Source organism: Achromobacter marplatensis, assembly GCF_049060505.1.
GTDB classification, from domain to species: Bacteria; Pseudomonadota; Gammaproteobacteria; order Burkholderiales; family Burkholderiaceae_B; genus Achromobacter; species Achromobacter marplatensis_A.
Genome location: NZ_JBMGRB010000003.1, coordinates 214,582 through 237,875, shown reverse-complemented (window position 1 = coordinate 237,875; position 23,294 = coordinate 214,582). Strand labels below are relative to the sequence as shown.

General features: G+C 65.3%; 17 protein-coding genes. 3 read left to right on the top strand and 14 right to left on the bottom strand.

What is annotated here, in order from left to right:
* Positions 1–96: 96 nt before the first annotated feature.
* The 6 genes from ACI0FO_RS09240 to ACI0FO_RS09215 form a co-directional block, all read right to left on the bottom strand.
* On the bottom strand, positions 97–2,487 hold the full coding sequence (locus tag ACI0FO_RS09240) for a 3-hydroxyacyl-CoA dehydrogenase NAD-binding domain-containing protein (RefSeq protein ID WP_416026029.1): 2,391 nt from the start codon (positions 2,485–2,487) through the stop codon (positions 97–99).
* A gap of 55 nt (positions 2,488–2,542) precedes the next feature.
* Positions 2,543–3,865, bottom strand: coding sequence for an OmpP1/FadL family transporter (locus ACI0FO_RS09235; protein WP_416026028.1), 1,323 nt, complete (start codon positions 3,863–3,865; stop codon positions 2,543–2,545).
* Between the two features lie 64 nt (positions 3,866–3,929).
* Positions 3,930–5,894, bottom strand: a complete 1,965-nt coding sequence (locus ACI0FO_RS09230; RefSeq protein ID WP_416026026.1) for a 3-hydroxyacyl-CoA dehydrogenase NAD-binding domain-containing protein — start codon at positions 5,892–5,894, stop codon at positions 3,930–3,932.
* Complete coding sequence (locus tag ACI0FO_RS09225; RefSeq protein ID WP_416026024.1) at positions 5,891–7,186, bottom strand: acetyl-CoA C-acetyltransferase; 1,296 nt, start codon at positions 7,184–7,186, stop codon at positions 5,891–5,893. The genes ACI0FO_RS09230 and ACI0FO_RS09225 overlap by 4 nt, the downstream gene beginning before the upstream one ends.
* Positions 7,187–7,199: 13 nt before the next feature.
* On the bottom strand, positions 7,200–9,548 hold the full coding sequence (locus ACI0FO_RS09220; protein ID WP_416026022.1) for an acyl-CoA dehydrogenase: 2,349 nt from the start codon (positions 9,546–9,548) through the stop codon (positions 7,200–7,202).
* 53 nt (positions 9,549–9,601) lie between these two features.
* A complete protein-coding gene (locus ACI0FO_RS09215) occupies positions 9,602–10,273 on the bottom strand; it encodes a TetR/AcrR family transcriptional regulator (RefSeq protein WP_416026021.1) in 672 nt (223 codons plus the stop codon).
* A 387-nt stretch (positions 10,274–10,660) separates the two neighbouring features.
* Between ACI0FO_RS09215 and ACI0FO_RS09210 the strand changes: the two genes are divergently transcribed.
* The 3 genes from ACI0FO_RS09210 (at position 10,661) to ACI0FO_RS09200 (ending at position 14,594) form a co-directional block, all read left to right on the top strand.
* Positions 10,661–12,262, top strand: coding sequence for a glucosamine inositolphosphorylceramide transferase family protein (locus tag ACI0FO_RS09210; protein WP_416026019.1), 1,602 nt, complete (start codon positions 10,661–10,663; stop codon positions 12,260–12,262).
* Between the two features lie 562 nt (positions 12,263–12,824).
* Positions 12,825–13,574, top strand: coding sequence for a response regulator transcription factor (locus tag ACI0FO_RS09205; protein WP_416026017.1), 750 nt, complete (start codon positions 12,825–12,827; stop codon positions 13,572–13,574).
* Positions 13,575–13,931: 357 nt separating this feature from the next.
* On the top strand, positions 13,932–14,594 hold the full coding sequence (locus ACI0FO_RS09200) for a DNA-binding response regulator (protein ID WP_416026016.1): 663 nt from the start codon (positions 13,932–13,934) through the stop codon (positions 14,592–14,594).
* Positions 14,595–14,896: 302 nt separating this feature from the next.
* Here the strand turns inward: ACI0FO_RS09200 and ACI0FO_RS09195 are convergent, their stop codons facing one another.
* Genes ACI0FO_RS09195 through ACI0FO_RS09160 form a run of 8 tightly spaced genes read right to left on the bottom strand, consistent with a single transcriptional unit; the run spans position 14,897 to position 23,293 of the window.
* A complete protein-coding gene (locus ACI0FO_RS09195; protein ID WP_416026014.1) occupies positions 14,897–16,168 on the bottom strand; it encodes a glycosyltransferase WbuB in 1,272 nt (423 codons plus the stop codon).
* Positions 16,165–16,725: a putative colanic acid biosynthesis acetyltransferase gene (locus tag ACI0FO_RS09190; RefSeq protein WP_169273705.1), complete on the bottom strand. Its 561-nt coding sequence runs from the start codon at positions 16,723–16,725 to the stop codon at positions 16,165–16,167. Before ACI0FO_RS09190 ends, ACI0FO_RS09195 begins: the two co-directional genes overlap by 4 nt.
* The gene (locus tag ACI0FO_RS09185) at positions 16,722–17,609 is read right to left on the bottom strand and encodes a glycosyltransferase family 2 protein (RefSeq protein ID WP_416026012.1); all 888 of its coding nucleotides are present in this window, start codon (positions 17,607–17,609) and stop codon (positions 16,722–16,724) included. The genes ACI0FO_RS09190 and ACI0FO_RS09185 overlap by 4 nt, the downstream gene beginning before the upstream one ends.
* 13 nt (positions 17,610–17,622) lie before the next feature.
* Positions 17,623–18,750, bottom strand: coding sequence for a glycosyltransferase (locus ACI0FO_RS09180; RefSeq protein WP_416026010.1), 1,128 nt, complete (start codon positions 18,748–18,750; stop codon positions 17,623–17,625).
* On the bottom strand, positions 18,743–20,047 hold the full coding sequence (locus tag ACI0FO_RS09175; RefSeq protein ID WP_416026008.1) for an O-antigen ligase family protein: 1,305 nt from the start codon (positions 20,045–20,047) through the stop codon (positions 18,743–18,745). The genes ACI0FO_RS09180 and ACI0FO_RS09175 overlap by 8 nt, the downstream gene beginning before the upstream one ends.
* A gap of 9 nt (positions 20,048–20,056) precedes the next feature.
* Positions 20,057–20,959 (bottom strand): glycosyltransferase family 2 protein, encoded by a 903-nt coding sequence (locus tag ACI0FO_RS09170; protein WP_416026006.1) that lies wholly within the window; start codon positions 20,957–20,959, stop codon positions 20,057–20,059.
* Between the two features lie 22 nt (positions 20,960–20,981).
* A complete protein-coding gene (locus ACI0FO_RS09165) occupies positions 20,982–22,298 on the bottom strand; it encodes a lipopolysaccharide biosynthesis protein (RefSeq protein WP_416026004.1) in 1,317 nt (438 codons plus the stop codon).
* Positions 22,299–22,330: 32 nt separating this feature from the next.
* On the bottom strand, positions 22,331–23,293 hold the full coding sequence (locus tag ACI0FO_RS09160) for a GDP-L-fucose synthase family protein (RefSeq protein WP_416026002.1): 963 nt from the start codon (positions 23,291–23,293) through the stop codon (positions 22,331–22,333).
* Position 23,294: the final 1 nt, after the last annotated feature.

The following is a 23,294-nucleotide window of genomic DNA, read 5'->3' as shown; positions in this document are numbered from 1 at the left end:
ACAACCATCTGCCACAAGCGAGGCCGCGCGGATCCGGCTCCGCCGGTCCGCAGCCGGCGCCCCTGGGGGGAAGCGCCACGGGCGCTGCGGGGGGGACTAATTCCGCAATGGCTTGCCGGTTTCCAGCGTGTGGCGGATGCGGGCCTGGGTTTCAGGCGTGCGCAGGAGCGCGACGAATTCTCGGCGTTCCACCGCCAGCAGCCATTCTTCGTCCACCTTCGTGCCGGTTTCGACCTCGCCGCCGCACAGGGCCACGGCGGCGCTGCGGGCCACGCGATAGTCATGCGCGCTGATCATGCCGCCTTCGCGCATGTTGACCAGCACCATCTCGAAGTTGGCGATGCCGTTGCGGCCTGCGACCGGGATGTTCGCCAGGCGGGGCGGGGGCGTGTAGCCAGCCTGGGCCGCGGCGCGGGCCTGCCCGATGGCCACGAACAGCAGCTCGTCGGGGTGGAACAGCACGATGTCGTGCTCGCGGGCGAAACCGGTGTCGATGGCTTCCCGCGCGCTTTTGGCGACCTGTGCCGTGGCGATGGTCTGGAAGATGGGTTGCAGGTAGGGGAAGACTTCGCCCGGCGTGGCGGTCTTGGCGGCCAGGACGGCCGCGCGGCCGGCGAATTCCTTGCTGCCGCCGCCCGCCGGAATCAGGCCGACGCCCGCTTCCACCAGGCCGATGTAGCTTTCCAGCGCCAGGACGCGATGCGAGGCGTGCATCAGGAATTCGCAGCCTCCGCCCAGCGCCATGCCTTGCACCGCCGCGACGGTGGGAATCTGTGCGTACTTGAACGACTGGGAGGCGCGTTGGAACTTCTCGACCATGGCTTCCAGCATGTCGAATTGGCCGGCGGCGCAGGCTTCAACCACCTGTTGCAGGTTGGCGCCCACCGCGAAGGGCGGCTCGTGCCAGATCACCAGGCCGTCGAACTCGCGCTCGGCGCGGGCGACGGCCTGCAGCACGCCTTCCAGCACTTCGCCGCCCAGCGTGTGGTTCTTGGACGTGACGGACAGGATGCCGATACCGGCGTCCACGTCGGGCAGGTTCCACAACCGCACGCCTTCGTTTTCCCATACGGTGACGCTGCGGTCATCCGGCCCTTCGCCGAACACGCGTTCCGGGAACAACTGGCGCCGGTACACGGGCAGCGCCGAACGTGGATGCAGCTTCCCGGTGCGCGCCGAATACGAACCTTGCGGCGCGTGCACGCCCTGGCGGTCGGGTTCCAGCGCCCAGGCGGGCAGCGGGGCGTTGCTCATGGCGCGGCCGGCAGCGATGTCCTCGGCCACCGCGGACGCGATCGCTTGCCAGCCGGCGGCCTGCCAGGTTTCGAATGGGCCCTGGCCCCAGCCGAAGCCCCAGCGCATGGCCAGGTCCAGGTCGCGCGCGTTGTCGGCTACATGCTCAAGCTGCACCGCGCTGTAGTGGAAGATGTCGCGGAACAGGCTCCACAGGAATTGCGCCTGGGGGTGCTCGCTTGCGCGCAGCGCGGCGAAGCGCTTGGCGGGGTTGCGTTCCTTCAGCAGCGCGGCGACCTCGTCGGACAGCTTGCCGGCGCTGGGCACGTAATCTTGCGCCTTCAGGTCCAGCACCAGGATGTCGCGGCCCTGTTTGCGGTAGACGCCGGCGCCGGTCTTCTGGCCCAGCGCGCCCTTCTGGATCAAGGCGGACAGCCACTGGGGCAGCGCGAAATAACGATGCCAGGGGTCGTCCGGCAAGTTCTTTTCCATGGTGCCGACCACGTGGGCCAGCGTATCCAGGCCGACCACATCGGCCGTGCGATAGGTGGCGCTCTTGGGACGGCCGATCTTGGGGCCGGTCAGCGCATCGACTTCGTCAAAGCCCAGCCCCAGGCGCGCGGTGTGGTGCATGGCGGCCAGGATGGAGAACACGCCGATGCGGTTGGCCACGAAGTTGGGCGTGTCCAGCGCGCGGACCACGCCCTTGCCCAACGTGGACGTGAGCCAGGTTTCCAGCTGGTCCAGCACGGCCGGCTGCGTGTGGGACGTGGCGATGATCTCCACCAGCCGCATGTAGCGGGGCGGATTGAAGAAATGGATGCCGCAGAAGCGGTCACGCAGGCTCGCGGGCAGTGCGTTTGCCAGCGCGTCGATCGACAGGCCGGACGTGTTCGAGGCGATGATGGCGTCGGGCGACACATGCGGGGCGATGCGCTCGTACAGCGCCGTCTTCCAGTCCATGCGTTCGGCGATGGCTTCGATGACCAGGTCGCAGCTGCGCAGCGCGTCCAGATGGTCGTCATAGTTCGCGGGGGTGATCAGGGCAATGCGCGCCGCGCCGGCCAGCGGCGCGGGCTCCAGCTTTTTCAGGCCGGCCAGGGCCTTGTTGACGATGCCGTTGCGGTCGCCTTCGGCGGCCGCCAGGTCGAACAGTGTGACGGGCACGCCGGCATTGGCCAGGTGGGCGGCGATCTGCGCGCCCATGACGCCGGCACCCAGGACGGCGACGTGTTTGACGACGAACTTGCTCAAGGGATTCTCCTGGAAAAGCGGGCGGGCGGCTTGCGGCCGGCCCGCCCGTGCAAGGCTAGAAGCGGGACGACAGCTGCAGGCCGAAGATGTGGCCGCTGCTGTCATAGGTGCCCGCGACGCGGCCCTTGGATAGCTGGCTGCCGGACGTCGTGTCAATGTCCGTCTTGCGCAGGTACAGATAGGTGTAGCCCAGATCCAGCGTGGTGCTCTTGGTGGCTTGCCACTGCACGCCCGTCGAGAACCAGTAACGGTCGTTGTCGGGCAGCGAGGTCGGGCGGTCGGCTTCATTGTGGACCGGCGACTGGTCGTAGGCCAGGCCGAACTTCCACTTCCATGCGGGGGCGAACTTATAGTTCGCGCCCACGGCGACGCGCCACGTATCGCGGAAATTCAGTGGCAGTTCGTCGTCGCGCGCGCCGGCGCCCGAGTTGCGGATCTTCAGTTCGGGGATGCTGCTCCAGCCCGTCCACGACACATCGCCCAGCAGTTCCCAGCGTTCATTGAGCTGATGCGTGCCGCTCAAGATAAGCGTATCGGGCAAGTCCACCGAGGCCTTGGCGTCGAAGGACACCGACTGCTTGCTGGGGCCGATGCTGGTGATGTCGGTATCGCCCTTGGCCGTGTGCTTGATCTTAGAGCGGTACGACAGGCCGATGCGGGTGTCTTCCGTCGGTTGCAGCATGAAGCCGATGTTCCAGCCCCACGCGTCGCCCTTCAGGTTCAGGTCGGCGTCGCCATTGGTGGCGACCGGCAGGCCAGCGATCGGCACGACGGTCTTTTTCTTGTAGTTGGCGTCGATGTGCTGCCAGTTCACGCCGAAGCCCATCGAGAACTTGTCGTTGACCTTGTAGGCAATCGACGGGTTCACGTTGATGGTCTTGATTTCGAACTTGTTGGAGTGATATTGGCCGACCCATCCGTCGTCGTATTCGGTCATCAGCCCGAACGGGGCGCCGACGCCCAGGCCGATGTACCACTGCTCGTTCAGTTGCCAGGAGGCGTACAGGTTGGGGACGATTCCCAGGTTGCCGGCGTCGCCGCCATTGCCGCCGGTGGGCACCGACCCGTTCAAGCCTGATCCGGGAATGCCTGGCACGCTGGGATTGCGGCTGTTGCCATTGTCCGAAAATTTGAACGAAGGCTTGATCAAGTTGACCCCGCCCGAAAAGTTGATGCCAGGCAGATACGTCATGCCTGCCGGGTTGTAGTAGATGATGCTGGCGTTTTCCGGATTTGCCGCCGAGCCTGCGTACGCGTTGCCCAAGCCGCTGGCGTTCTGCTCCAAGAGCTGAAAACCGGCGGCATAGGACGTTGCGGATGCGCCCAGGCCGACCACTAGGGCCGACAAGGTGCTCAGGGACAATGAACGTCTGCGCATGGTACTGCCTCCTCGAGTTGGATGTATGTCTCTATTCCACTGCCGGTTTTCTTGTCGATCCGGTCTAATCGGCGTGAGCCGTTTTACTGCTGTGCCAAGGGGTGCTGCGTTGGTAATGCAACGGTCCGCCCGTGAAGGGGGCGAATCCGGTTCCGAAAATCACGCCGGCGTCGGCCAGGTCGGCATCGGCGACGACGCCGGCCTCCACGCGCTGCCGGGTAGCGTCCACAAGCGGCTGGATCAGGCGTTGCGCCAGGTCCGCCGGGGCGGCGGCGGGGGCGGCTCCGGTTTGCTTAACGGGCTTGCCGTCGCGCCAGGTGTAGAAGCCTTTGCCGCTTTTCTTGCCGAGATCGCCGCGCGCCAGCCGTTCGGCCAGGCAGCGCGGGGGCTCGGCCCCGCCGGCCAGTTCTTCGCCCGCGGCGCGCGCGATGTCCAGGCCCACGGTGTCGGCAAGTTCCAGCGGCCCCATCGGCATGCCGAACGCCACCATGGCGGCATCGACCGTTTCAGGCGCGGCGCCGTCGTCCACGCTGCGCATCGCTTGCAACATGTAGGGCGCCAGCACGGCGTTGACCAGGAAGCCGGGCGCGCTCTTGACGGGTAACGCCAGCTTGTCGATCTGGCCGACGAAGGCGCAGGCCCGCGCCAGGGCGTCGCCGGCGTCGCCGTCGGCATGCACGACTTCCACGAGCGGCATCTTGGCGACGGGGTTGAAGAAGTGGATGCCGATCAGCCGCTCGGGGTTCGCCAAGCCGGCGCGCAGGGTCTCAAGCGACAGGCTGGAGGTGTTGGTGGCCAGCAGCGCGCCCGGCTTCATGCGGGGTTCCAGCGAGCGGTACAGCGCGCGCTTGGCTTCCGGCTGTTCGCTGATGGCTTCGATGACGACGTCGGCCAGCGGCACGCCGCCGCCTGCCGGGTCGGGAATCAAGCGGTCGAACGCCGCCCGCGCCAGCCGCGGGTCTTTCAAGCGGCGCGAGTAGAGCGCCGCGGCGCGCTGGATCGCGGGGGCGATGCGGGCCATGTCCTGGTCTTGCAAAGTAACGGTCATGCCCTTGAGCGCGCACCAGGCCGCGATGTCGCCGCCCATGACGCCCGCGCCCACGACGTGGACATGGCGGGCGGGCGTGACGCCGGTCTGCTTGCCGTTGGCCTTCAGGCGTTCCTGCAGTCGGAACACGCGCAGAAGATTGCGCGCGGTGTCCGATGCAATGATGCCGTCGATCAGGCCCGGCGCCTGCAGGGCGTTGCCGCCGTGCTTTTCCCACAACGTCACGATGGCGGGGGCGGCGGGGTAGTGGCCCTGCGGATCCTTGGCGGCAATCTGCTTGCGGGCCCGATTGGCGACTACGGACTTCAGCGGCCAGCGGTTGGCCCACCCACCCAGGCCGCGGGCGCGGCGCGCAGGCTTGTTCGACAGCACCGTCTGGCGGGCGGCGGCCCGCAGCAGGCGGATCGGCACGCGGGCGTCGGCCAGGCCCAGCGCGGCGGCCCGGCGGGCATCCGCGCTGCGGCCGGTCAGCATCATGTCCAGCGCGGCCGGCGCGCCGATCACCTGCGGCAAGCGCAGCATCCCGCCCCAGCCAGGGAAGATGCCCAGCATGACTTCGGGCAGCGCCAGCGACGTGCCAGGTTCGTCGGCGACCAGCCGGTAGCGGCAGGCCAGCGCCAGTTCCAGCCCGCCGCCCAGGCAATGGCCCTGGATCAGGGCCAGCGTGGGATAGCGCACGGCGGCCAGGCGGTTGAACAAGTTCCATCCGCGCGCCACCAGCGCGCGCCCTTGTTCAGGCGTGTCCAGGCTGGCGAATTCATTGACGTCGGCGCCCACGATAAAGCCCGTGGCCTTGCCGGACTGGATGATCAGACCCTTGGGGGGCGCGGCATCCAGCGCGTCCAGCACCACGGCAAACTCGGCCATGGTGTCCGCCGACAGCGCGTTCACGGCGCTGCCCGCGCGATCGAACGTCAGCCAGGCGACGTCATCGGCATCGCGCTCCAGGCGCCAGTGGGATAGCGAGTCCAGTGTCGTCATGCGCGGTCCTCGTCCAGGGTTTCAACCAGCATTGCGCCGCCTTGACCGCCGCCGATGCAGATGGCCGCCATGCCGCGTTTGGCGCCGCGGCGCTTCAGGGCGTCAAGCAGATGGAGCACGATGCGGGCGCCGGAGGCGCCCACCGGATGCCCGATCGCGATGGCGCCGCCATCCACGTTGAGTTTGCCGGGGTCAAGCGACCCCCATGCTGGCGTACCGAAGTGCGCTTGGCAATAGGCATCGTCACGCCAGGCGGCCAGGCAGCCTAGCACTTGGGCGGCGAAGGCCTCGTTGATCTCCCACAAATCCAGGTCATTCAAGCCCAGGCCGTGGCGTTGCAGGATCGGCGTGGCCGCATGCACAGGCCCCAGGCCCATCTGGGCCGGATCCAGCCCCGCCCACTGGCTGTCGACGATGCGGCCTAGCGGGCGCAGGTTCCATTGGGCGACGGCTTCTTCCGACGCCAGCACCAGCATGGCGGCGCCGTCGGTCACCTGAGAGCTGTTGCCGGCGGTGATGTTGCCCCAGGGTTTGTCGAACACGGGCCTGAGCCTGGCCAGTTTCTCTGGCGTGGAATCTTCGCGCACGCCGTCGTCGTCGGGATACAGCTTGCCCTGCGTATCGATCAACGGCGTGATCTCGGTCATGGCGCCGGCGGCGCGGGCCGCCAAGGCGCGCTGGTGGCTGCCCGCCGAATAGGCGTCCATGGCCGCGCGGTCGATACCGAACCGGGTGGCGACGTTTTCGGCGGTCTGGCCCATCGACAGGCCTACGACCGGGTCTGTCAGGCCTTTCAACAGACCGATGACCGGCGCAAGTTGCTTCAGCCTGAAGCGGCGCAGGGCGGCCAGTTTGGCGCCGATGCCGCGGGCCGCGTACCAACCTGCAAGCCAGCGCACCATGTCGTCCGAGAACAACAGCGGGGCGCGCGAAAGGGCGTCCGTGCCGCCCGCCAGCACCAGCGCCGAGCGGCCGCACTGGATGTTGGCGATGGCCGAGTCCAGTGCCTGCATGCCTGACGCGCAGTTGCGCATCACCGTCCAGCCGGGCACCTTGTTGCCGCAGCCCAGGCGCAGCGCGATGACGCGGCCGATGTTCACTTCATCGGGAGAGGGCGCGGCGCAGCCCACGATGACTTCGTCCAGGTCGGTGGGCGCGAAGGGCTGGCGCAGCAGCAGGCCGCGGCCGGCCTGCACGGCAAGGTCACCCGCCGAGAAGGGGCCGGGCCCGGTGCGCGCTTTCAGGAAGGGCGTGCGGGCGCCGTCGACGACGTAAACCGGTTTGAATGCCATCGGTTCCCTCCTCTTAGGCGACCTTGCGTTCGGCGGCGGGCCTGGCCGCGTCGGATGCGCCGAGGTCGAAGGGGAAATCATCCACTTTCACGACGGTATCGCGCAAGCTGTTGCGGCGTTTCACCACGGCATATTCTTCCGCGGTGATGCCGCCGGCGGCGTATGCGGCGTCGGCGATGTCGCGGACGTTGGCTTGCGGGTTGCCTTCCAGCGCGCCGCGCTTTTCCAGTTCGCGGATCTTGGCCTCGATGGGTTCGGCCTCCAGCGTGGCGGCCAGGGCCTGTTCGATGGCGCCTACCGGTTCGTCGGCGGTGGCGGGCAGGTGGCAGCCCGCGGTCAGCCGGTCGCGCGTGGCGCCGGGATTGATCAGCAGCCGCGCAACGTCCTGGCCCAATTGGTCGGAGGGCAGCGATTGCGTCCGGCCCCACGGGAAGATGATGCGCGCCAGGCTCCAGGCGACGAAGCGGTTGGGATAGTTGGCCAGCACGCCGTCGATCGCTTCCTGCAGCTTGAACAGCGCGTCCTGGATGGACCAATGCGCAAGCGGCGCATCGGCGGCCTGGCGGCCTTCGTCTTCGAAGCGCTTGAGCGTCGCGCTGACCAGGTACATCTGCGACAGCACGTCGCCCAGCCTTGCCGACAGGCGTTCGCGGCGCTTCAGGCTACCGCCCAGCACCAGCATCGAGGTGTCTGCCAGCAAGGCGAAGGCGGCGGAGTAGCGGCTAAGCAGCTGGTAGTAGCGCAACATGTCCGGCGCGACATCGGCGTTCACGCCGACGTAGCGGGCGCCCGTCAGCGCGGTGCCCAGCGCGCGTAATTTGTTGCGGGCGACAAAGCCGACATGGCCCCAGAACGCCCGATCGAAGTCGATCAGGCCCTGCTTGCCGTCCGGCGATTGGGCGGCCTGCATTTCGGCCAGCACATACGGGTGGCAGCGGATCGCGCCCTGACCGAAGATGATCAAGCTGCGCGTCAGGATGTTGGCGCCTTCCACGGTGATGCCGATTGGAATCTGCTGGTACGCCCGGCCCAGGAAGTTGCTGGGGCCCAGGCAGATGCCCTTGCCGCCGATCACGTCCATGCCGTCGTTGACGACCTGGCGGGCGCGTTCGGTCACGTGGTATTTGACGATGGCCGACACGACCGAAGGTTTTTCGCCCAAATCCACGGCGCCCGCCGTCATGCTGCGCGCCGCATCCATCATGTAGGTATGGCCGCCAATGCGCGCCAGCGCTTCTTCGACGCCTTCGAACTTGCCGACCGGTGTGCGGAACTGGCTGCGCACGCGCGCATAGCCGCCCACGGCGCGGGCCGTCAGCTTGGACATGCCGGTGTTGGACGAGGGCAGCGAAATCGAACGGCCCGCGGCCAGGCATTCCATCAGCATGCGCCAGCCTTGGCCCGCCATGGCGGGGCCGCCGATGATGAAGTCCAACGGCATGAAGACGTCGGTGCCGCGGGTGGGCCCGTTCATGAACATCGCATTCAGCGGGAAGTGGCGGCGGCCGGTGTCGACGCCGGGGTGGTCGTGCGGCACCAGCGCGCACGTGATGCCAAGGTCGCGCTTGCCGCCCAGCAGGCCGTCGGGGTCATACAGGCGGAACGCCAGACCCAGCAAGGTGCAGACGGGCGCCAGCGTGATGTAGCGCTTGTCCCAGGTGACGCGCATGCCGATCACTTCGCGGCCCTGCCATTCGCCTTTGCAGACGATGCCGCTGTCGGGAATGGCCGCGGCGTCGGATCCGGCCCAGGGGCTGGTCAGCGCGAAAGCGGGCACGTCTTCGCCACGGGCAAGGCGGGGCAGGTAGTGGTTCTTCTGTTCGTCGGTGCCGTAGTGCAGCAGCAATTCGGCGGGGCCGAGCGAATTGGGCACCATGACCGACACCGCCAATGCGGACGAGCGCGTGGACAGCTTGGTGACGATTTCGGAATGCGCATAGGCCGAGAAGGCCAGGCCGCCATATTCCTTGGGGATGATCATGCCCAGGAAACCCTGGGACTTCAGGTAATTCCAGACATCGGCGGGCAGATCGTAGCGTTCCTGGGTGACGCTCCAGTCATTGACCATGCGGCAGGCCGTTTCCGCCTGGTTGTCCAGGAAGTGTTGTTCATCGTCGGTCAGGCGCGGGCGCGGATAGGCCAGCAGGCGGCTCCAATCGGGCCGGCCGCGGAACAGTTCGCCTTCCCACCATACCGTGCCGGCTTCCAGCGCATCGCGCTCGGTGTCCGACATCTGCGGCAGGACCTTGCGGTACAGGTTGAAGATCGGCGCCGACAGCAGCGCGCGCCGCAGGGGGCGCACGCCCAGCAAAACGGCGGCAAGAAGCGCGATGGCGGCCAGCGCGATGAGGACTGCGGTCATTTCGTTGTCTCCGTATGTGTTCTGTTCTAGCGGCCGGTACGCGGTCGGGGCGGCTACGTGCCGGCCACGGGAGGTAGCGGTGCGCGCAAGCCGCCCAGCAGGAAGCTCATCAGCCGGGGCAGCAGCAGGTCGGGGTTATCGGGTTGCTCGGCTTCGTCCAGGGTCCATCCCGTGACGGAACGCAGCAGGTCGGTGCCGATGATGGCGTAGGACGTGGCGCCGAGCATGAATTGGAAGCGCCACACGATTTCAGCTTTGGGCACGTCGGGCAGCGCGGCGAACAGGGCATTGCGGTAGCGGTCAAGCACGTCGGCGTATTCCTCGGCGAACAGCGCGCGGATGAAGTCGGACGGGTCGGTCATGGTTCGTTCAAGCAACGGCAGGAACGTGCTGCCCGCCTGGGCGGGATCGGCGGCCAGACGCAGCAGGGTGCCGAAGAAGGCGTCCACGATCAGAGAGGGCTTCAGTGGCTTACCGCCGGATTGCGACTCCAGTTCGTCCAACAGGCGCAGACGCTCGCGATTCAGGACTTCCAGGCGGCGTTTCAGCACCGCTTGAACGAGGGACTCTTTGGAGCCGAAGTGATAGTTCACCGATGCCAGATTGACGCCGGCCGCGCCGGTGATCTGCCGCATCGATGTTCCGTCATGGCCTTGTTGCGCAAACAGCGCTTCGGCCGTGTCCAGGATGGATTCGCGAGTGTTGGAGGTTCTGATTTCTTGCATATGGTTGAATTCAAACGTTCGTTTAAAAACATTATGCGGTAGGGAAGTGCAGTAAGCGAGCCTCGGCAATCCCCAATAGGGTTTACCCGTGATGGCGCATCTGTACCGGTTGACCTGCGCCATTCAGGTATGAAGACACCGGCTCAGCTAGACCAGATGGATGAGAGGGGTCGCGCAGTCGGAGGACGCGCGCATCGGCCGAAGGCGGTGGCCTTAGCCATTCGCCCTCGGACGCCAGCCCTAGGATGAATGTGGTCTGGAAGCGGCGTGCAAAACGCCGCAGTATCAGCGCGAGGACTTGAACGCATTGCGCCGGCCGTAAGTGATGCGGGCCCGTTGGCGAGACCGCTGCGGTTACCCGCGCGCCCTGACACAGGAGCAGGACAAATGAAGACCTACCGAGTGGGACTGCTGGTTGATGGGTATGAGCAACCCGGCTGGATGCATGAGATGGCGGAGTGGCTGATCCATAGTCAGGATTTCGACATGTCCGCTCTGCTGGTGATATCGCCCGAAGGCGCTGCCCGAACTCCGCGCTTCGGGGTGAAGGCCCTGTTCGGCACGCTGTCACGCCTGGAGGCCCGGCTGCTGCCGGTCAAACAGCGCCAGATGCTGGCGAACTGCCGCGACATGCGGCAGAGCATGCCGCCTGGCGTGCCGGTGATGCCGTTGGTGCCCGAAGAGGCCGTGCAAGGCGACGATGCAGTCGCCGCGCTAGGCCTGGACCTGGTGATCACGCTGGGTGCGTCGCTGGCGACGCGGGCGCAAATGATGGGGTGGGCGCGCCTGGGCGTTTGGCAATTGAGCTATTCGGATATCGCGGTGTCGACCAGCCGATATGCCGGGTTTTGGGAGGTTTATCAGCGCGAGGATCACACCACGGTGAAACTCTGGCGCGTCGGTCCGGACGCGGACCAGGACGAACTCCTGGACCAGCGCAGTTTCAACACGGAAGTGTTCTGGTTGAAGAATCAGGCGCGCGCCTTCAGCCTGGGAAATTTCATGGTGTACGACGCCTTGCAGGCGCTGGCCCACGCCAGGCAAGCGTTGGCAACGCCTCAAATGCAGATCATGAGCGGGCCGCGCCGGCCGGATCCGAAGGAGTGGGACAGCGCTGCTTATATTGCGCGCCAGGCATGGTTAATGTCTGATTTAATTGTGCAGCGCATCATGAAGCGCAATGTTCGATGGCGGATAGGTATGTTCCCATCGGCCCGGCAACAGGTTGTGGTATCGGACGCGATGGTGCTGCAACCTCCGAAGGGGCGATTTTTCGCGGACCCTTTCGTATATACCCACGATAAAAAACCTTATATATTTTTTGAAGATTACGACTTCACTTCGAGGAAAGGCACGATTTCGGTCGCGACCTACTCTGACGGGGCTTTCCGGCTGCTTGGCACGGCGCTGAACCTGCCTTATCACCTATCTTTTCCCTACATATTCGAACACGATGGCGTGACGTACATGGTCCCGGAAACGTGCGGAAATCGCAGTATCGAGCTATGGCGATGCACTGAATTTCCGCTGAAATGGGAGCTGGACGTCACCTTGATGACTAATATTTCCGCCGTCGACACGATTATTTTTAAACACGGAAAATACTGGTGGCTATTAACGAATATTGACCGAACTGATGGACAAAGCCATTGCGACGAGTTGTTCGCGTTCTTCTCGGATTCACCGCGTTCCACGGTCTGGACACCGCACGCGTGCAACCCGATCGTGCGGAACCCGATGCGGGCCCGAAACGCTGGAATCGTTGTGGCGCCTGGCGGAGACGTCATCCGCTGCGCGCAGTACCAGGGCTTCTGCCACTACGGGAAGGGCGTTTCCCTGAACCGCATCGAGGAACTGTCTCCGACGAGCTATGTGGAAACCGATGGCGAAATCCACTATGCAAGCTTTTTGCGGAAGCGCCATGCTTCAATGCACCATTGGCATCATCAAGGCGGGCTTACGGTATTTGACTTCGCCTATATGGAGTAAATGTCGCATCCGGCACAAAAATAAAAATGTTACCTATATTTCGATTGAAAGATGCTTGCACGGGCGCGATGTGTCCGTGGAAACATATCGACAGCCTTTCCATCCAAAACCGGTCTTCCGTGCTGCGACAGGGGGGTGCGCCCCATCGCGGCATTTTTTGTGCCGCCCGCGCTGATGCCCCGTCCCTATTGCGCCTCCGTGAAGGGCGCGTGACGGGGAATGCCTTTGGCAGGCTTGGAAGGCTGGTGAAAACCCTAGCGTCAAAAAGAGGGAGAAGATCATCTCATCCCTATTTACGATAGTGATTAAGGCTAACGAATGATTTCTGTTTTTGTCGGATTATATCGCCCTGAAACGTCTTGATTTTGAAGGTTTCGAACCATAAGATGGGTTCATGCCATCCGTTATGTTGGCTACCAAAGTTGCCCAGCCCAAACGCCCCGGTCCAGCTTCATTAGATATTCCGGGATAGTGCGGACCACCCACCGCGGGGTTGGAAAAAAAATAGTCTTCAGCACAGCGAAGATCCCTTCTAGGCCCGTCGAAAAACCGGGAGGACACCATGGCCAAGATGGTCCTGATTGAAGCCCATCCGCTACTGCGGTTGGGGTTGTGGCAGATACTTAGCAAGTTGGACGATGTGTGGGAAATCGAGGGGATGGGCCTGGCGGATTTATCCAAGGCCGACGGCGCGCACGCGGGCGCCGATCTCCTGATCTACGGGTTGCCGGTGGATACCGACGAGGCATGGAGCGCATTGCACGAGATACAGCGTGTGCTTACCCCCAAGCGGATTCTGCTTCTGACGGACGTGATGCCGTTGCCCATGCCGGTGCAGGGCTTGCCGGGCGCAAGCGTATATGGTTGCCTGATGAAGACCGCCTCGGTCGAAATCCTGGAAGCCGCGATACGCCTGGTCATGGCTGGCGGACAGTGCTTTCCTAGCGAGCAGGCATTGCAAACGCCTGCGGCGACGGTCTGCGCCTTGCCGTCTCGCGATGGCGAGGACGCATCTGGAAAGGGCTCGATGCCGGTCAGCGCCGGCGCACAGTTGCTTCAGATCACGCCGCGTCAGTACGAAGTCCTGGTGCTGTTGGCCAGGGGCTATCCGATCAAGACGGTCAGCCGGATGCTCAATATTTCTGTCGCCACCGCCAAGACGCATGCTTGCACGCTGTACCAGCGCCTGCATGTGAAGAACAAGGGAGAAGCCGTCTACGCAGCGTTGCAACGCGGGGCGACCTTGGAATGGCACGACCCCAATGGCAGGGAGACGGACGCCGGGCAGATCTACGGGCGCAAGCTGGGGTAGCTGCAGGTTGCGCTGCCTGCCCGGCAGCCTGGAACGCACAGGTTCCGTTGCTGCCGGGGTCCGTATAGCCATCCTGGCTAAGGCGTACATAGCAGAGTCCGGCGTGCCTTGCGGTACGCCTTTCCACCACCAATCATCCTCCTGAACGAGATTCAGCGAACGTAGCCGCTGATAGCATGGGTTGTGTCCGCAAGCCTGGATTAAGAGCGCGAATCACCCCATCTCGCGATAGTGATCCAGTAGCGCGGACGAGATTCCCGTCATGCCGGCGCATCACCCGAAACCTGCTTTGGCAGCGTGGTGCGTCGGTGTGGCGGGAACCGTGTATGGGCCATGCGTCACAAGGTTCCTCCCGGGATGACAACCGTACTGATCGAAGACTACGCTCTGCTTCGCGTCGCAATTCAGCATGTGCTGGAACGTGTCCGGAACGCCGACGACATCCTGGCTATTTCGCCAGCCCACCTACTCAACATGTCCAGTTCGATCAACCGTCCCGTGGAATTGCTGGTGGTCGGTTGCAGCGGCATGGCCGAGCAGGACATCGGGCTTATCTCACAGTCGATGGCTTTCTTCATGCCGCGCCTGGTATTGGTGCTGTATTCCGTGCTGGACACGTCCGTCATGGGCGTGTGCGCGCGCAGCGGCGTCGCGGGATATCTGCCCAAGGCGTCCAATCCCGACGCGCTGGCGGCGGCAGTGAGCCTGGTGATGGCGGGCGGCGAGTGCTATCCCCAACCGGCCGGCCGGCCCCAGAGCGTCTCGCACGCGCCGGTGCAGGAATTGCGCGAACTGACGCAGCGGCAGGAAGAAATACTGCAGCTGCTGGTGCAAGGCAAGACGATGCGCGAGATCGGCCAGCAGGTCGGCATCTCGGTCGCCACGGTGAAGAGCCACGCGCGCACGCTGTACTGGAAGCTGAACGCCCGCAACCAGGCCGAAGCGGCCTATATCGCGGTGCAGATGGGGCTGGTCAGAAGCACGAGCACGCTAGCGCCCGTCAAGGCCGACGGCAAATAGCGAAGCATGTGGGGGCGCGAATGCCGAACGGCAAGGGCGCATCGCGCTTGATGTTGGGAGGCTGAGGTATTCGCGCTCGATGTCGCGAGGTGGAGGCATTCGTGCGCTGCTGCCACGAACGCATACGTAGGATGGGTGGAGCGCGAGAGTTCCAATGCAAGGACGCTGGTCTCCAACGCGCGTAACCCATCAAGCAACGGCGAGATCTTAGCGGCTTCACCTACAACGCACCCATCTGCTCGATGGGTTACGCGCGCTGAACGCCAGCGTCCTTGCTTAAGAACTCTCGCGCTCCACCCATCCTACGTGTCGCTTTCGCGCGTGCGGCCTTTCAGGGCGGTGGGTTTGGCCTTGGCGCCGACCACTGCCGCGAACTCGCGTTCCGCTGCGGCCAGTACTGCGTCGACGTGCAGATGGGTCAGCGCATAGTGGCGGGCGGACGCGCCCAGGGCTTGCCGGGTCTGCGCGTCGTCGCTTAGGGTGCGGACGGCCTGGGCCATGGCTTCGGCGTCCTCCGGCGGAGCGAGCAGGCCGCAATGCGCGACGACGGCGGCAAGCTCCGTGCCGGGCGCGGCGCCGCAGACGACGGGACGGCCGCTGGCCAGCATGCCCGTCAGCTTGGATGGCATGACCAGGTCGGCCGCGCCGGCGCGTTGCGGCAACAGATGAATGTCGGCGGTATTGAGCAGCGCGCCCAGCCGCGCCGCCGGTTGCAAGTCCAGGAACACGACGCGCGACAGTCCTTCGCAACGCGCTTGCAGCGGCGCGCGCTCTGGTCCCTGCCCGCAGAACACAAACCATAGTCGCGCGTCGTCGGCCAGCTGCCGCGCTACGTCGGCCAGCGTCTGCAGCCCTTGCTTGCCGCCCATGTTGCCCGAATACAGCGCGACGATGGCGTCCGCGGGGATGCCCAGTTCGGCGCGGTAATCGCCGCCGTCCGCACGCGGCGCGATGGCGTTGACGTCGATCCAGTTGGGCAGCAGCACGGCGCGCTCGGGCGCCACGCCTTTTGCCAGCGCCAGGTCCAGCATGCGGTGCGATATCGTCGACACGCGGTCGAAGCGGCGCATCAGCCAACCTTCCGCCCGCTTGACCAGCGCCCGCAGCCGGGCGCCCTTCAGCAGGCCCAGCTCGAATGCCGCATCGACTTCGTAATCCTGGATGTGCAGCCACGCCCGCGCGCCGCACAATCGCGCCGTCAGCCAGGCGCCAGGCGCGCAGAACAGCGCTGGCTCCACCACCAGGATAAGGTCCGGCCGGCGGACGGCCGCGCGCAGCAGCGACGGCACGCTGGACACGGCGAAGCTTGCCAGATGGATCAGGCGCTTGAGGCCACCGGGGCGTGCGGGCACCCACAGCGGCGCGCGGCGCACGGTGACGCCGGCCTGCGTTTCCTTGCGGTAGCGGCCGGCGCGGTAGCCCTCGTGGACCTGCCATTGAGGGTAATAGGGCGGGGCGGTCACGACGTCCACCTGGTGGCCTTGCGCGGCCAGCCATTCGGCCAATTCGGCGCTGTACTTGCCGATACCGGTCAATTCCGGCGCGTAGTTGATTCCATAGATCAGTATCTTCATGGCGGCGTGGGCAGGCGGGGGCGGACGGGCCGGCAAGGGTTGCCGTGGCACACCATCGCGGCCGGCATGTTGCGGAATACCGAGCTGCGCGCCCCGACCACGGCTTCGCGGCCAATCGTCACGCCGGGGCCGACGAACACGTCTGTCGCCACCCACGCGCCGTCCTCGACGCGCACGGCGCGCTCGCGCAAAGGGAAATCGGGCTGGCCCGCATCATGATCGGCGGCGCATAGGTAGCTGCGTTGCGACACCACGGCGTGCGCGCCGATATGGATGGGTCCCAGGCTATAGATCACGGCGTCGTCGCCGATCCATGCGTAGTCACCGATCTGGACCTTCCACGGATAGGTCACCGTGGCGGTCGGCCGGATCAGCACCTTGCGGCCCACCTGCGCCCCGAAACAGCGCAGCAGCCAGCGGCGAAAACCATAGGCCACCTGCGGTGACCATCGGAACACCGTCCCTTGCACCATCCACCACAGCTGTACCGTCAACGCGGAGCGGCCGCGTTGGCCCGGCGCCAGCGCAAAGCGGTCCAGTTGCTGAAGCGCGCTCATTTGGCGGCCCCCGCCACGGCATCCGCCTGCGCGTCGCTGGCGCGCGCCTGCCGGGCCTTTTGAAGCTCTTCGGTCTTGATGCGGATCTGCCAGTAATACATGGCACGCGCCACCGCGTAGTCGTAGCCGGCCTTGCCGTCCAGGAAGCCCAGACGGAAAACGTAGGAATGCAGGAAGGAAATCGGCGCCTTGAAGGGCATGGCCTGGAAGATGCGCTTGAGCAGCGCGCGCGCGCCCACATTGGCTTCGCGCGGATCGTTCATCAAGCCCTTGGTGCGCAGGTTGGCCTCCCAGTCCGAATAGCGGTTGTGCTTGTCGAAATAATGGAAGAGCGAATCGTGGTCGTTGTGCACCATGCGCTGGCGCAGCGCGAAGGTCTCGCCCTGGACTTGCGGCTGGTAGTGGCCTTCGACTTCCCACATGTGGGCCACGTCCAGATCGTCGTAGTCCAGGAAGCGGGATTGATCGCGCGCCAGCAGCGCCAGTTTATAGACGCGGTGGCCATGCACCAGTTTCTTGCCGCAGAACACGTAGTCAAACGGCACGAAAGCCCCGCCCGCGCCCGCGGCGAAGCGCGGCAACGCATCGCGGATCTCGGCGGCCAGCGCGGGCGTCATTTCCTCATCGGCGTCCACGTACAGCACGACCGGGTGCGAGAACGGCAGCTGCTCCAGGCACCATTGCTTCTTCTTCGGGTACTTGCCGTTCCACTGGAAGTTCGAGACGCGCGCACCCAGCGCCGTGGCCATCGCGCAGGTGGCGTCGGTGCTGTTGGAGTCCACCACGAACACCTCGTCGAACTCCGCCAGCGCTTTCAAGCACTTGGTGATGTTGCGTTCCTCGTTCTTCGTCATGACCACTACGGAAACCGGTATTTTCTGCATGATGCTGTCCTGTTCAGGGCGTGCCGCGCTGCATCAGCGGCTGGAATAGCGCGATGACGTTGCGGCAATGCCGCTCGAGGGAAAAGGCGTCGGCGCGCTCGGGGCCTTGGGCGGCCAGTTGCTCGCGGATGCTGCCGTCGTAGGCCAGGCGGCGCACGGCGTCGGCCAGCGCTGCCGCGTCGCCCACCGGCACCAACAGGCCGTAGCGGCCGGCGTCCAGTATTTCCGCCGGCCCATGGGGACAGTCGGTGGAGATGACCGGCACACCCAGGCACAGCGCTTCGACGAGCACGTTGCCGAAGCTCTCGCGGATGGACGTCAGCGCGAAGGCGCCCGCGCCGGCGATCACGGGGAACGGGTTGTCGATGTGGCCGGCCAGCGTCACGGGCGTGCGGGACGGACGCTCGTCGATGCGCTTTTGCAGCGCCGCATGTTCGGAGCCTTCTCCCAGAATGGTGAAGGCGATGCCGGGATCGTCCAGCAGCGCGGCGGCGTCGATCAGGGTGGCGTAGTCCTTCACGGCTTCCAGCCGGCCGACCGCCACGACGTGATAGGGCGTTGTGGCGCCGCCTTCCGGACGCTGGGCGCCTTGTCTGCGCACGTTGTCGAGCGGCACGCCGTTATAGATGGTGTGAACCTTGCCGCGCAGCGGCGGAAACATGCTGACCAGGTCTTCCTTCACGCCACGCGACACCCCCACGACGGCGTCGTGACGGCGGTAGGTCTGGCTGACCAGCCAGCACTTCAGGCGCCGCATCCGCGACGCGCCGTAATGGATCGCCGGACTGCTGTGCTCGAACGCGACCGTCCGGAAGGTGCCGCCCAGGACCTTCCTGGCCAATACAACGAGCATGTTGCACAACAGGCCGTGCGAGCACACGATGGCGGGTTTGTCGCGCCGGATCTGGGCCACCAGGCGCATGAACGCCAGTGGCAGCATCAACCGCAGCTTGGTGGGCGATTCAATGACGGGCAGCGCACGGGTGACCTTTGGGTTGCCGATCGGATACTCGCGATTGCGCGAACGCAGCAGGAACAGGGCGGAATCGACGCCCTGTTCCGGCAAGGCGTCCACGATGAAGGCGACGCACCTTCCGACGCCGCCGTGCAAGTCCGGCGCGACAAACAAGACATCAGGCATGGGGAATCACTCTCGGTAGCGCCCGGCGCGCGGCGTCCGGACGGTGGCTGGGGGTGAACGGCGCTGCGGGCGTGTCCGACCGAGGCACGGGCATGATCTGCGCATTGCGCATCAGCGACAGGCAATAACACAGCAGGAATCCGGTGAATGCAGTCTTGGGCGCATAGGCCAGGCCGCCTGACAGCGAATCGATGAAGATGTAGATGGGGGCGGTCGCCAACAAGTAGCGCCGGTGCATTTCCAGCCCGGGGTGGTGGTAGCGCCTGAGCAGCGTCAGCAGCAATATCAAGAGGGGCGGCAACATGATCATGATGGTGCCGACGACGCCGAACTTCATCAGATAAAAAGCCCAGGAATTGTGCGCGAAGGTGCTTAGTTCGAAGCCGTTTTCGCCCATCACCCAACTGCGAAACCCCGCGCCCTTGCCGAATACGGGGCTTTCGGCGAAGGAGTCCATCTGCCCCTGCATTTCCTGGATGCGCGCGCCGTAGCTGGAGTCTTCGTCCAGTTTTTCAACGCTGAAGATGCGGTTTGCCAGCACGTCCAGGTAGCCGATGCTGGCAAACACCAGCACGCCCGCGACGGCGGCCGGGGCAAAGATCAGCACCGCGCGACGGCGGATTTCGGGGCCTGTGCCCAGCAGCACCGCAATCACCACCGACACCGCCAGTTGCAGGTATTGGCTGCGGTTCAGCGAGAACACCAGGGCCAGCAGCATGTACAGCGTCAGCGCGTAGGCTTTGGGGCCGGACACGTTCAGCGTGCGCCGGAAGGTCAACAATGACACCACGCCGAACGGGATCGCCCACACGCCCAGCCGCACGTTGCGCAGCGGGTTGGACACGCTGAACCCTTGCAACTGTTCCAGCAGCATCAGCGTGGCCACCGCCAGGCATGCCGCCACGATGTACTTCTGCAGCACGGCGTAGGCCGCGGGGCTGTCGATGTCCTTGTAGCAAAGGAATGGCGTGCACAGGAAATAGAACACGATGCGCAGGTCGCGCGCCACGTCGCCGGTTTCGATGCCGGGGTGATGGATCGACACCAGCAACAGATAGATCACCGACATCGCCTGCAGGCCCAGCAGCGCGCCCAGCATGCCGCGCGGCAAGGCGTAGGCGCTGGGCTCGGCCAGCCGCAGCGCCTTGACGGCCAGCATGGCGACGAACAGCACGTCGAAAGGCGACAGCTTGAAGCTGCCGACGCCCAGGATGAAGCGGTCGTCGTTCAGGGCCAGGGCGGTGAACGCGAACAGCCCCAGCAGGTGCAGGGTGGATAGGCGGCGGTGCGGGCTCATGTCGGTGTCCTAGTGCGCGGCCCAGTCGTCGCGTCTGAAGATCTTGGTGGTGAGCTTTTCGAACAGGTAGGATAGGTCTCCCTGGCGGGCATGCGCGGCCACCTTCGATGCGCGGCAGGACAGTTCGAACAGCCGGCCCAGTCCCGGTTCGGTGCGCCGGATGCGGGTCACGATCTGTTCGCGCTCTTCCAGCAGCACGTCCTGCATCAGGGCCGTCTTGGTTTCGTCATGCGCCGTATAGACGCCCAGCGCGTCCGGCACGATCAGGTTCTTGCCTTCGCGCAGCAGCCGGCTCCACAGCTCCAGGTCCATGCAATAGCGCATGCTTTCCTGCAGCAGCCCGTATTTGCGCAGCAGGTCGCGGCGGAAAATGGCCGACTGGTTGGGAATCGACGCCTTCACCACCGTCAGCGTGCCGCGGTTGACGGGGGTGTAGTGGATCTTGCGGAAGATCTGGTTGTTGGCGTCGGCCACGAACAGGTTGCCGCTGACGATTGGCGCGCGGCCTCGCGCCGCGGCCGTGCCCAGCTTGCGCAGCGCGCCCGGAAAATACAGGTCGTCGGAATTCTGCCAGCCGACGTAATCGCCGGTGGCGCGTTCGAACCCCTTGTTGATGGCATGGGACTGGCCGCGGTCCGGGGTGCTTTCCCAGTACGTCAGGTAGCGCTCGTACTTGCGGATGATGTCCACGCTGCCGTCGGTCGACCCGCCATCGATGATGATGTACTCCAGCCGCGGGTAGCCCTGGTTCAGCACGGAAAGTATGGTGCGTTCCAGGAATTTGGCCTGGTTGAACGAGGGGGTCACGATGGTCAGCTTGGGCAGCAGGCCGCCGGCGATCGGCGCGGGCGGACGGAGTTCGCGGACGAAGTCGATGAGCTGACGTGAATACTCGTTATGACGCTTGCGCATGTAAGACCTCAACATGTTGGGGTTAACGGGTGGCCGCTGGCAATGCGCCCGGGAAGTCGGGGCGGGATTGACGGATGGCGAGAGCGACGCCGGCCAGCGTGATCGCCGCGTAGGCCATGCGGCCCCAAGCCGCGGCGTGCTCACCCGCCGCGTGTACCAATCCCGCCATGACGCACAGCATCGCCAGCCCGCCCAGACCGTTCAGGATGGCGACCGCGCGGGAATTTCCCAGACCGAGCAGCGAGAAGTGCGCCGCCGCATTCAGGGACAACAGCCCCGATGCCACGATCAGTAGCCGGAAGGTGTCAAGATGGCCAATGGCCACGTTGTCGCCCAGCAGCAGGTTCAGAAGCGGCTGACTCACGGCCAGCACCGCCAGCGTGGCGCTGGCCGACAGCCCCAGGTTCCACAGCATCATGCGGCGGATCTCGCGTTCGGCGGCGCCGGCATAGGGCGGCGACACCGACAGGCGGCTGACGCGCGGCATGGCCTTCTGGAAGATCGCTACCGCGGCGGTATGGATGATCTGTCCGACCTGGACGCCCACCGTATAGATCGCCAACGCGGCCGGCCCCATCAGGCTGCCCACCAGCACGCGGTCCACCGAGCCGAAGGCCAGTGCGCTCAGGCTGTTCAGCCAGGACCAGCGGGAAAACTTGAATGCGTCCATCATTGCGGCGCGGTCGCGCACCGGGCGCACCAGCACCCGTCCGTAGGCGCGCGCGAACACGCGCATCTTCACGGTGCCGGCGATCAGCAGCCCGAAAGCCTGGGCCACGCCCGTCCAGGTGGGTGACGCCGTCAGCCAGGCCGTGGCGCAGGCCAGCGCCATCGTGCCGGAACGGCTGAACACTTCGCAAAGCGCCGTGGCGCGGAAGTCCTCGCGCCCTTTCAGGCAACCGGAAAATAGCTGGTCATACTGCTGAGTCAGATAGATGGCCAGCGCCGGCATGGCCAGCAGCGTCACCGCCACGCCGCCGAAGGTCGCGGCCGGCCAGGCCAGGCCGACCACCGCCCACAGCAGCAGGGCGGCCAACGTGACCACGCCCAGCGCGCAGCCGATCAGCGACATGCTGACGCCCGCCGCGCGGTAGGCGCCGCCCGGTTCGTGCATCCGCTCGGACACGAGCTTGGTCGCGGTCACGGCCGCGCCCAGGTTGGCGGCATTGCCAAAGCCCGCCAGCGCGATGATCATCGAGTACTGGCCGAAGCCCACCGTGCCCAACTGACGGAACAGGATGGGCAGGGCCACCAGCGCCGCGACCGGGCCGATGCCGTACTCCACCAGCCCCCAGAAGGACGCGTTGCCGGCGATGTGTTTCCTGACGAATCCAAGCATCGGGTAGCCTGTGTTCCATGCTGGCGCGGCCGTCAGGCCACGGGCAGCGCCTGTCGGGGTTGTTCGACGCGTTCACGCAGGAAATGTCCGTAGGCCAGCGTGATGCCGTCGACGAGCGAGATGCCGGGCTGCCAGCCCAGCGCCTGCACGCGAGACGAATCCATCAGCTTGCGCGGCGTGCCGTCCGGCTTGCTGGTGTCGTACACGATGCGCCCGTGGTAGCCCACGACGCGCGCTACCAGCGCGGCCAGGTCGGCAATGGAAATGTCCTTGCCCGCGCCGATGTTGTAGATGCCTTCGGCGTCGGGATGCTCCATCAGGGTCACGCAGGCCTGGGCCAGGTCGTCCACGTACAGGAACTCGCGCAGCGGCGTGCCCGTGCCCCAGATCGTGACGCTTTCCTGGCCCGCTTCGCGGCCTTCGTGAAACTTGCGGATCAGCGCGGGCAGCACATGGCTGCTGTGCAGGTCGTAGTTGTCGTGCGGGCCGTACAGGTTGGTCGGCATGGCGCAAATGAAGCGCGCACCGTATTCCCGTTGATATGCCTCGCACAGTTTCAGGCCCGCGATCTTGGCGATGGCGTAGGGCTCGTTGGTGGCTTCCAACGGGCCGGTCAGCAAGGCGTCTTCGCGGATCGGCTGCGGGGCCTCGCGGGGGTAGATGCACGACGAACCCAGGAACAGCAGCTTGCGCACACCGGCCGCATAGGCGGCGCGGATCACGTTGCACTGGATCATCAGGTTCTTGTACAGGAAGTCGACCGGATGATTCTGGTTGGCCAGGATGCCGCCCACGCGGGCGGCGGCCAGGTACACTACATCGACCGGCGTGGTCGAGAAGAAGCGATGCACCTGGTTTTGGTTTTCCAGGTCCAGCTCGGTGCGGCTGCGGGTCAGCACGTGGGGGTAGCCGCGACGCTGTAGTTCGCGGGTGATCGCGGCGCCCACCATGCCGCGATGACCGGCGACAAACACGCGTTGGTCCAGGTTCGTCATG